Annotated in this window: 6 protein-coding genes and 1 pseudogene; 2 read left to right on the forward strand and 5 right to left on the reverse strand. The window is 45.4% G+C overall.

The window, feature by feature from the left end:
• Positions 1-47: 47 nt before the first annotated feature.
• The 5 genes and pseudogenes from QUB61_RS10940 to QUB61_RS10960 form a co-directional block, all read right to left on the reverse strand.
• Positions 48-257, reverse strand: a pseudogene (locus tag QUB61_RS10940) (RRXRR domain-containing protein); the annotation flags it as partial.
• A gap of 296 nt (positions 258-553) precedes the next feature.
• Complete coding sequence (locus QUB61_RS10945) at positions 554-2,107, reverse strand: PAS domain-containing sensor histidine kinase (RefSeq protein WP_333127748.1); 1,554 nt, start codon at positions 2,105-2,107, stop codon at positions 554-556.
• On the reverse strand, positions 2,104-2,640 hold the full coding sequence (locus QUB61_RS10950; RefSeq protein WP_333127750.1) for a Rab family GTPase: 537 nt from the start codon (positions 2,638-2,640) through the stop codon (positions 2,104-2,106). The genes QUB61_RS10945 and QUB61_RS10950 overlap by 4 nt, the downstream gene beginning before the upstream one ends.
• A 2-nt stretch (positions 2,641-2,642) precedes the next feature.
• Positions 2,643-5,348 carry an OmpA family protein gene (locus QUB61_RS10955; protein WP_333127752.1) on the reverse strand — a complete coding sequence of 902 codons (2,706 nt, stop codon included), beginning with the start codon at positions 5,346-5,348 and terminating at the stop codon, positions 2,643-2,645.
• A 6-nt stretch (positions 5,349-5,354) separates the two neighbouring features.
• On the reverse strand, positions 5,355-5,963 hold the full coding sequence (locus QUB61_RS10960; RefSeq protein WP_333127754.1) for a hypothetical protein: 609 nt from the start codon (positions 5,961-5,963) through the stop codon (positions 5,355-5,357).
• A 947-nt stretch (positions 5,964-6,910) separates the two neighbouring features.
• Here QUB61_RS10960 and QUB61_RS10965 point away from each other — a divergent pair.
• Both QUB61_RS10965 and alaS read left to right on the forward strand, forming a co-directional pair.
• Positions 6,911-7,108 (forward strand): hypothetical protein, encoded by a 198-nt coding sequence (locus tag QUB61_RS10965; RefSeq protein ID WP_333127756.1) that lies wholly within the window; start codon positions 6,911-6,913, stop codon positions 7,106-7,108.
• Positions 7,109-7,761: 653 nt separating this feature from the next.
• Positions 7,762-8,962: alanine--tRNA ligase (gene alaS / locus QUB61_RS10970; RefSeq protein ID WP_333189940.1), on the forward strand; the 1,201-nt coding region annotated here is incomplete at its 3' end.

The following is an 8,962-nucleotide window of genomic DNA, read 5'->3' on the forward strand; positions in this document are numbered from 1 at the left end:
ACACTTCAAGCTGTTAGGCTATCCATTTTTGCGGAAACGTATCGCAGAGTAACTTTTGAACCGGGGTCAATCTTTAAGATCATGGGTCGCGGGTCTTCAGTTACCTCCTTCCTCAAAATTATTGTGAAAGGGTACAGCCTGAAAACTTTAGCTTTAGCAACCTTTAACAGTTTACGTGCTAATGATGGTTTGCATGGTGTTAGTGGTTTGTGGTTAGTATCTAGAACAAAGACGTAGTTGGGTTTTAGGATAGACATTGTTGTGTCTCTTCGATTTCTCGTAATGTTAGCTTCGCCAAAGTTTTGAGGGCTTGTTAGGTTTGCAGCACTGTTTCAGTGACCTTAAAACTGTTTAACTGCAAACGACAGAGCAGGAGACTAGCTACGCATCCACTGGTGTCGTAACCCCCGAAACGGAGTTAATTAAAACTTAGGCTGGTAAGCACGGCTTCAGTTTGTTTGCTGAAGCCCCGTGTCTTTAGACCGGGGTTACTTACATTAGATTTTGAGTAGTGAATGCGCCCTCTGTATCAAATTATCTGAGATTAATCTATTTATCTCTGTTTGTCAAATGGAATTTTGACTGTAAAGGTAGTGCCTAACCCTGTGTCGCTGGAAAATTCGATTTGACCTCCCTGCAAGTCTACACACTGCTTCACTATGGATAAACCCAGTCCTGTACCGGGTATTTTTCCGACATTTTGTGCCCGGTAATAAGATTCAAACAGTTGTTCTTGGTCTTCGATAGGAATGCCAATGCCTGCGTCTTTAATTTTAAATTTAGCTTCTTCATTGTCACAATTTAATTCAAAATAAATATTGCTGCCGATCGGCGAATATTTTATAGCATTTGACAGCAAATTTGTCAAGATGTGCCGCAGCAATTTTGCATCGAGTGCTGGCAAGTTTTGCGTTTCCTCCGACTCGCGATCATTTTTTTTCGCGGAAACACTTAATCTTTTATAAATAAAATTAATTGTATGATTTTTGCCGTTACTAATTTTAATTGATTCTACTAACTCGCTGCAAAGTTTGTGTAAGTCAACTGGTGCGGGATTGAATTCGAGTTTTCCGGCTTCGGCGCTGCTGAGCAACCGCACGTCATCTAATAGCTGAGCCATGTGTTTAGATGCTGATTTAACGTGTTCGAGGTAGTGTTTTTTTTCCTCGTGGGTGATTTCGTCGCCGTAGTCTTGGAGGATTTTAGTAGCAAATAATATTGTATGTAAAGGATTGCCGAATTCGTGAGCGAGCATCGAGAAAAAACGAGATTTTACCTGTCTGAGTTCTTGCTCTTTTGCCAAAGAGCGGCGAATTTCTATTTCTTGTTGTTTGCGTTCTGTGATGTCCCTGCCGATATAGATGAAATCGTAAAGTTCCTGTAATTCGGTCTGAATTGCCGAACAGGAAAATTCTACCCAAATTTCTTCTCCTGCTTTAGTAGTGCAGATTACTTGCAGTTCTCTGAGCAGCTCTTTATGAGACAAAATATAGCGGTGGCGAGCTTGGTAAAGCAACTTTTCTTCGACTACTATTATGGACAGGGGGTGGCCGATCAATTCTGCTTCGCTGTACCCAAATAACCATTTGGCTGATTGATTGACTGTTTTGATAATTCCTAATGTTGTTGTCACCAACAAAGCATCGCCCATCGAGCGAATAACTTTATCTATATAATCGTTAGAAGCGGCTAAGGCGCTCACCAAAAGATTAGCTTCATTCGCCCTCTGAATTAACGATTGCTTCATCACCATCTTTTCGGTGGTATCTTCAATCAAAATTAGCAGTTTACTTGGCACATCTTCTTGTTCGTCTTCATGTTGGATAGCCAACATATCAAAGTATAAAGGGCGGCTGTGGTCGGTAAACCGAGCGATACCTTTGAGATCGAAGCTCGGCAGTTTTCCCATAATGATAGACATGAGGGTATTTTCAATGCCAATCAGTTCGGGAAAACTCATGCGAGCATCTGCACCGGGTATCGCGTGGTCGGGAGTATCGGCATAATGCTGCACTTCGGTGGAGGTTTCCTGAATGATGAAATGGTGATTTACTACCAAATACTGTGTTTGCCGCGGCTCCAACAGCTTTCTCAAAAGGGGGTTCATACTTGTTCTACCATTGTGTAAGCTAGTTTGTAGAAGATTTCGTCAACGTCTTTGCCTGTTTTAGCAGATGTAGTGTAAACTGCTATTACTTTGTCTTGAGCTATCGAATGGGATATTTCCACTAGCAGCGCCAATTTTTCCTCGTCAATCAAGTCTACTTTGTTCAAAGCGACGATAATTGACCCTTTAGGATTGACTGAAGAAAAAAGCTGAATGTGTTCGGAGATTCGCTCAACTGTTTCGGAGCGACTGACATCGGCAACGATTAAAACGCCGCTAGCTCCCTGCAAGTAAGTCGGTGCTATTCCTTTGAATTTTGTATGCCCTTCTAAGTCCCAAATTAGCAACTGTGCTGTCACGTTTTCCCGCTGTTTTACGCTTTCTAATTCTAGGCTTTTGCGGGAAATTTTTACTCCCACAGTGGAGAGGTACTGGTCGCTGAATTGCCGATCGACAAAACGGCGGATCAGGCTGGTTTTCCCCACGCCAAAATCGCCAATCATGCAGATTTTTTTAGATATAGTAACTGACATAATTATTTACTGTTTATAGTATTAGTTATTGGTTCAAATAGCACGCATCTGCTTAAAAGTCGCGGTTGATTGGGTTCCAAGCCGGGAGGAGGATTTGGGCTGCCGATGGTTTGGAGGCGCTTCGGGTCAACACCTTGCCCCACTAAAGCATCTCGCACTGCTGCTGCACGCCTGAGCGACAACTTTTGATTTGTAGCAAGTTCCCCAGTTCCATCGCTGTGCCCAATTATCTTAATCTGTTTGTGAGGATATCGATCCATGAATTTTTTGACACTGGCGATGATTTCTCCGTATGTTGAGTCTAATTTTGTCGTTCCTTGCTCGAAGTAGATGCGGCTTGTAATTTTCAGCGGCTCTAATTTAACTGTGCTAATCACCGATTGAACACCGGGAATTTGCTTCAGGGACTGAGCTATTTTCTGTGCGTCTGCACCGTCTATAACTCTGCCCTCTACAGTAACTTTCCGATCGCCGTAGCGAGTAGAAATAAAAACCCCCTCTCTCTGGTTCAAAATAGCGGTAATCCGCTGCACCTCGGCGGCCGTCAAAACTGGATCTGGGGGGACATCTACAGCTACAATTCTATTATCTAATTGCAATTTTGGTGCAGTGGATGCGACTATTTTTTCGGCTTGTACCCGCAATTCTTGATTTGGCAACTTTCCGGTTAGCTTTAAAGTTTTGCCATCCACTGCAACATCTAAGCGGTAAACTGCTAATTCGGGAGTATCGGCTAAAGCTGCGACGGCATTTGCTTCGAGGCGGCGCTCCACACTGCTGCGGTACTGATATATTCCCCACGGTACTAAGATTAAGCTCAGGGCGGCTAAACCAATACCCGCTACGGCGATCGGGGGTTTTGTTGATTTTTCTTTGTGCAGCGGGTCGAATAAAGTTTTTATTAACGGGTGCAGCGCATCCGGTATAGTACCGGGATCGCCGTTAAACTCCTGAATTAATTTGCCGTAATTAAGGATGAGATTACTAACGTTTTGTCGCATTTTGTTGATGAACGAGTGTGGCGGTTCTCCTTTAATCACGACTGCCATGTAGCAGTATCCCGCTACTTCTAGCATAATCTTGGAGTCGCCGTATTCAATTTGATTGAGTTCGGAAGCTTGTCCCGGCTGCACGATGCACTCGTTAACAAAGCTGCGAATAGCTGTGAGCATTCCTGCTACCATTTCTGATTCTAACTGGTAGCTTTCTGAGTTTTGAACTTCGGAAATTATCAAGCCTGATGCTTTGTGAATTAAGAAGGCTGCTTGGACGGTAAAGGATACTGATTCTTTGAGGATTAATTCGGCTTCGGAGACTCCTTGTACTTGGGCGCGAATTTTTCGCTTAAATCCTTCGACGCTGATGGCATTTGACACTTTTTCATTGATTGTCTTGATAGCTTCTGCCATGTATCGGGAAATTGTACTGCCAATTACGGGATAGAGCGCATCCACCATAGAGTCGCGTTCGAGTTTTATTTGGGCTGTAATTGCTTTGCCCATTTCCGGGGCGAGGGCCTGGGCGATCGACTCTTGGTCGAGGCGAATTTGCTCTTTAATTGCTAGGCCGATTTCTGGGGCGATCGCCTTAGCAATATCCTCTGGCGAATTCACTATTTGTTGAGCAAGTGCCTCGGGAAGCAGCTCAGCGATTGCCGCACTCATTGCCGACTTGTTTTCGTGAGTTTTTGCCCTAATCACTTCGTCAATAATTGGGACGATCGCCTTGACAACTTCTTCTCTGGAATCGGCAATTTTGCGGCTGAGAATTTCTGCGATCCAAGGCAGCATCAACTCAATCAACTCTTGGGGCTCGTAGATTTGGTGCTCCAATTTTCCTAATTTATCGTCGATTGTGGCCATCAGGTGGCGAACCCCCGGCAAATCATTTTCTGCCAGCAGATTTTTCACTTGCTCGATCTCGGATATTTGCGAGCCGCACATCAGATTTTGCAGCCTTTCCATGGCGCTGTCGGCTTCATTTAAGTCCTGTTTAATTTGCCCTAATATTTCTGTCGGCTGTTCTCGTAAGTTTGGGATTTCTAGAGGCGAAGCCACCGCAGCATCTAAATCTAAATATGCAGTTTCTGGTGGATCTGAGACTGGGGAAACTATGGGGTTATGGGTAATTACCGAGGGTTTTGACTCGGTTTCGGGAGCGGAGATATCCTGTAAATGAGGATCGAACCCGTGGGAGTTTTGAGCCTGTACGTACTGTAGAGAATCTTTCATTGTCAAGTTAGACAACTCTGGGAGTGGCTCTGATTTCTCCTGCAAATCCGGCTGGGCGATCGCTGAAACATCTATAGTTTTAGCTGAAAAATAGTCTTTTTCCAGTTCTGAAGTGTTGAGTTTTTGAGTAGCCCACAGCAAACTTTTGAACTCGTCTGCAACAGACGAATCAGCAGACTCGGGTTCGCGATCGCCGGTTTCGGGCGAGCAACTCGGTGCAAATTCCTCTTGCTTTTCTGAGGAAATACCTAACAAATCCATCAACCCGCCGAGGGCCCCAGCTCGATCGTTTTCGCTGCTGCTGTCAGCTTCGGGCTCTGGATTTTGCTGGTTTGAAGCAGCAATAATTTTGAGTTCGACTAACAGATTCAGCAAGGGTTCTAGCTGGGCTGCTGCATCGGCAGCAGACTCGTCAGGTTGAGAAACAAAACCCTCTAACTCTTTTTCGTCAGCCGGATTTTCTTTCGGTAAAGCCATGCGTTATTATCCGTGATGGTGGCGCTCCGGCAACAGAAATTCGTTATTTAACTTATTATCAGCAACGTTTTTAAGTTCGGGCACAAATTCTGTTCCTTTGAGCCTCATGCCGAGTTCAAACAGTATTTCTGCCATGTCGTCTCTGGAAACTTTAACATCTCTGAGCATGGAAAAGCGCCGATCGAGTTCTTCAAAAACTTGTGTTTTCAAAGTGCGGGTTTCTTCGGAGAGTCTATCTCGGGTTTGGGAGAGTTCGTCGCGAAGCGAACTGGTTTGATTGTCCATCGCTTCGTCGAGGGCTTCCATGTTGCTGGTGAATTTGCGGTTAACGCGATCGATTTGCTGACGGAGGTCGGCGCTTTCTTCTTGCGTGTTTGAGGTGAGCGATTTAACTTTCTTTTCTAAGGAATCAACTGCCGCTTTCATTTCGGCTGACAGAACTGTTTTTACTTGTTCGATGCGAGCTTGCATATCTTGCTGCATCATGGACAAGTCGGAATCTATTTTATCGAAGCGATTGTCGTATTCTCTAAGCTGCGCTCCAAAAATTATATCCCGGATCTGGTCGATATTTCCCAGCCGTTCGCGCATTTCTTCTTTAGTTATTTCGGCCATACTTGTACCTCGAATCTCCGAAGATTGTGAGCTTAAGAACTGTGCTAGTGATTTACGACAGTGGTTGGCGGCACTAGCTTTTTTGACGGGGCGGGATTTTATTGTTTGAACTCTCACCCCTGCGTGGGGGAGGGGATTTTTTAGAGTTTTGACTCTAAATATCCTGAGATGCAAATTCACAGGGCCGAGTCTTGTCACCAAAAATGGCGGTTTGCTATCTTTGCCTTGCAGCAAGCTTAGATAAGCCTAGACTTTTATGCTATACAGCGGGGTAGGTTTTAATGTCTTGAGTGACATCCTCAATGATATCGCATCTTGACAGTGCCTCATACATAGCGCTTGCTGCAAGGCAAAAAGCGGGGGCGCGCTCCACGTCCAATTATATAATCGAGCTAGTTTTCACACTCGGTTCGAGGATCTTATTCGCTAGATATCGGCTTTGCTGTGGGGACGATCGCACTCCTAAAAAAACGTTTTTTTTGACACTCCCCAACCTAAAGGATGGGGATTCTTAATTCAGCGACTGACCTTTAAGTGTTGCGTCCTTACGGCAATACTCAAACCTTTTAACCGTAGAAATCCTACTAATTAACGAGTCTGATTCGCAGTCACCCCAGAGTGTCTATCTCCAAAAGCGTACTAGGATATTGACAAGCGAGTTTGGATATGCCCTACCCTACCTAACAAAAGTAAATTGTTTATTTTTCTGGTTTTGAGACTGTATTAAGCCTCTAGCTGTATAGCGAGTTTTCGCCGCTATGAGCCCCCCGGTTAACGCCTAAAAGTGTGTCTGAGTCTCTGTTTCACTTCGGGCGAAGGAGTTTAACCTTGACTATTGTAGTATACCACAAATACTAGGAATTCCCTGATTTTTAGGAATGGATTTAAGAAATTAAAGCCTTCCTAAAAGGATGGGGTTTTAAACCCATATCTCTGATAAAATCGGGATGCTTCCCTCTTTCCCCATTGGTGACAACAACCATATCAAACGCAGTACGGATCTGCTGTTTGACGGTGAAACCCAGATCCCCCCGGCGCCATCGAAGCGTCCGGGGGAAGAGTCTTCTCTTTCGTCCCCCGACTATCAGGGGGATGCTAGAGGGTTTTGGCAGTGGTATAAAAGCGATATTTATCCAGGATTTTAGGCGATTGTTGACTCTAATGCTCTCTCCCCTCTTCGCCTCGGATCCTGCGATCGCCCTATAAAAAAGCGTAGGGCCCGATCGACAGCGACCGGACCCAATAATATGAGAACTTTGTTTTTTCTAACAAACGAGATGTGTTTCCGGTGGAGAACTGTTACTTACTAGGGTTTACAACTTGTGCAGCTTTACTTTTAATCCGCAACTACAATAAGTCTGACTCGACTGCGGTTTGGCTTGACTGCTCGATCGGCAGTTCGCCACTATTCCAAGTTGTGTTCGGTTAATTTCTGCTGCGCCTGGGAATCTAGACCGGAGACACCATGCCTATATCCTCGAACTTTCTTTCTAAATATAGCGACCTCCTTTCTCTTCCTGTCCTGGTGTCTATTATTAAGTTAGCACGAGCTTTCCGAGGAGTAAAGCACTATTTGCAAAACTTGATAGGTCTTTACATTACTAAGTATAATGATATGAATATCCAAATAGATGTAAGTTAGCACTCACGCACTCCTAACCAAGAAATCGGGTTGTTCTACCGAAATTGAGGATTTTAAGCAAGTATTTTGGTATAAAAACCGGGTTTCTGGACAGCCGTGCGTAAGTCCTATAAATTCTATTGTTGCTACATCTTTACATACTTAACAGTTCTTGTCATGTCTATTTCTCCTAAGTTTCTCGGCGGTAGCCAAATCCGCCAAACCTTCCTCGACTTTTATGCTCAGCGGGGACATAAGATCTTGCCGAGTGCTTCTTTGGTACCCGAAGATCCGACGGTGTTGCTGACGATCGCCGGAATGCTACAATTCAAGCCGATATTTCTCGGACAGCGCACGGCCGAATCACCGCGCGCGACGACTTCTCAAAAGTGCATCCGCACCAACGACATCGAAAACGTCGGGCGCACCGCCCGCCACCACACGTTTTTTGAGATGTTGGGCAATTTCAGTTTCGGGGATTATTTCAAGAAACAGGCGATCGCCTGGGCCTGGGAACTTTCGACGGAAGTTTTCGGTTTACCAGCGTCGAATTTGGTTGTTAGCGTTTTCCGAGAAGATGAGGAAGCTTTTGCGATTTGGCGCGATGAAATTGGCATTCCGGGCGATCGGATTCAGCGCATGGGAGAAGATGACAATTTCTGGGAATCCGGCCCGACTGGCCCCTGCGGCCCGTGTTCGGAGATTTACTATGATTTCCACCCAGAGAGAGGCGACAAGATTGACCTCGAAGATGATACCAGGTTTATTGAATTCTACAACCTGGTTTTCATGCAGTACAATAAAGATGCAGAGGGCAATTTAACACCGCTGCAAAATCAAAATATTGATACTGGCATGGGATTGGAACGGATGGCGCAAATCCTCCAGAAAGTCCCCAATAATTACGAAACAGATTTGATTTTTCCGATCGTTCAATCGGCGGCGGAACTTGCCGGGATTGATTACCACAATAGCGATGAAAAAGTCAAGGTTTCGCTGAAAGTAATTGGCGATCACGTTCGGGCTGTGGTGCACATGATTGCGGACGAAATTCGCGCGTCGAATGTGGGTCGGGGTTACATTTTGCGCCGGTTGATTCGCCGGGTGGTGCGCCACGGGCGGCTGATTGGAATTCAGGGCGAATTTACGGTGCGGGTGGCTGAAAGTGCGATCGGCCTTTCGGAAGCAGCTTATCCGAACGTGCGGCTGCGGGAAGCTCAAATTAAGGCGGAATTGGCAAGGGAAGAGGCGCAGTTTCTCAAGACTTTGGAACGCGGAGAGAAGCTGCTGGAGGAAATTCTCAAAAAAGCTCTTGTGGAACAGGCGTCTCGCCTGTCGGTTTCTCAGGGCGGGCGCCTGTCGGTTTCTCAGGGCGGGC

It is taken from the genome of Microcoleus sp. C2D2 (genome assembly GCF_036702495.1).
In the GTDB taxonomy this organism is placed as follows: Bacteria; Cyanobacteriota; Cyanobacteriia; order Cyanobacteriales; family Microcoleaceae; genus Microcoleus.

Bases quoted from the DNA above. Each gene is read 5' to 3' on its own strand.
- QUB61_RS10945 (WP_333127748.1), bottom strand. From the start codon at position 2,107: ATGAACCCCCTTTTGAGAAAGCTGTTGGAGCCGCGGCAAACACAGTAT.
- QUB61_RS10955 (WP_333127752.1), bottom strand. From the start codon at position 5,348: ATGGCTTTACCGAAAGAAAATCCGGCTGACGAAAAAGAGTTAGAGGGT.
- QUB61_RS10950 (WP_333127750.1), bottom strand. From the start codon at position 2,640: ATGTCAGTTACTATATCTAAAAAAATCTGCATGATTGGCGATTTTGGC.
- QUB61_RS10960 (WP_333127754.1), bottom strand. From the start codon at position 5,963: ATGGCCGAAATAACTAAAGAAGAAATGCGCGAACGGCTGGGAAATATC.
- QUB61_RS10965 (WP_333127756.1), top strand. From the start codon at position 6,911: ATGCTTCCCTCTTTCCCCATTGGTGACAACAACCATATCAAACGCAGT.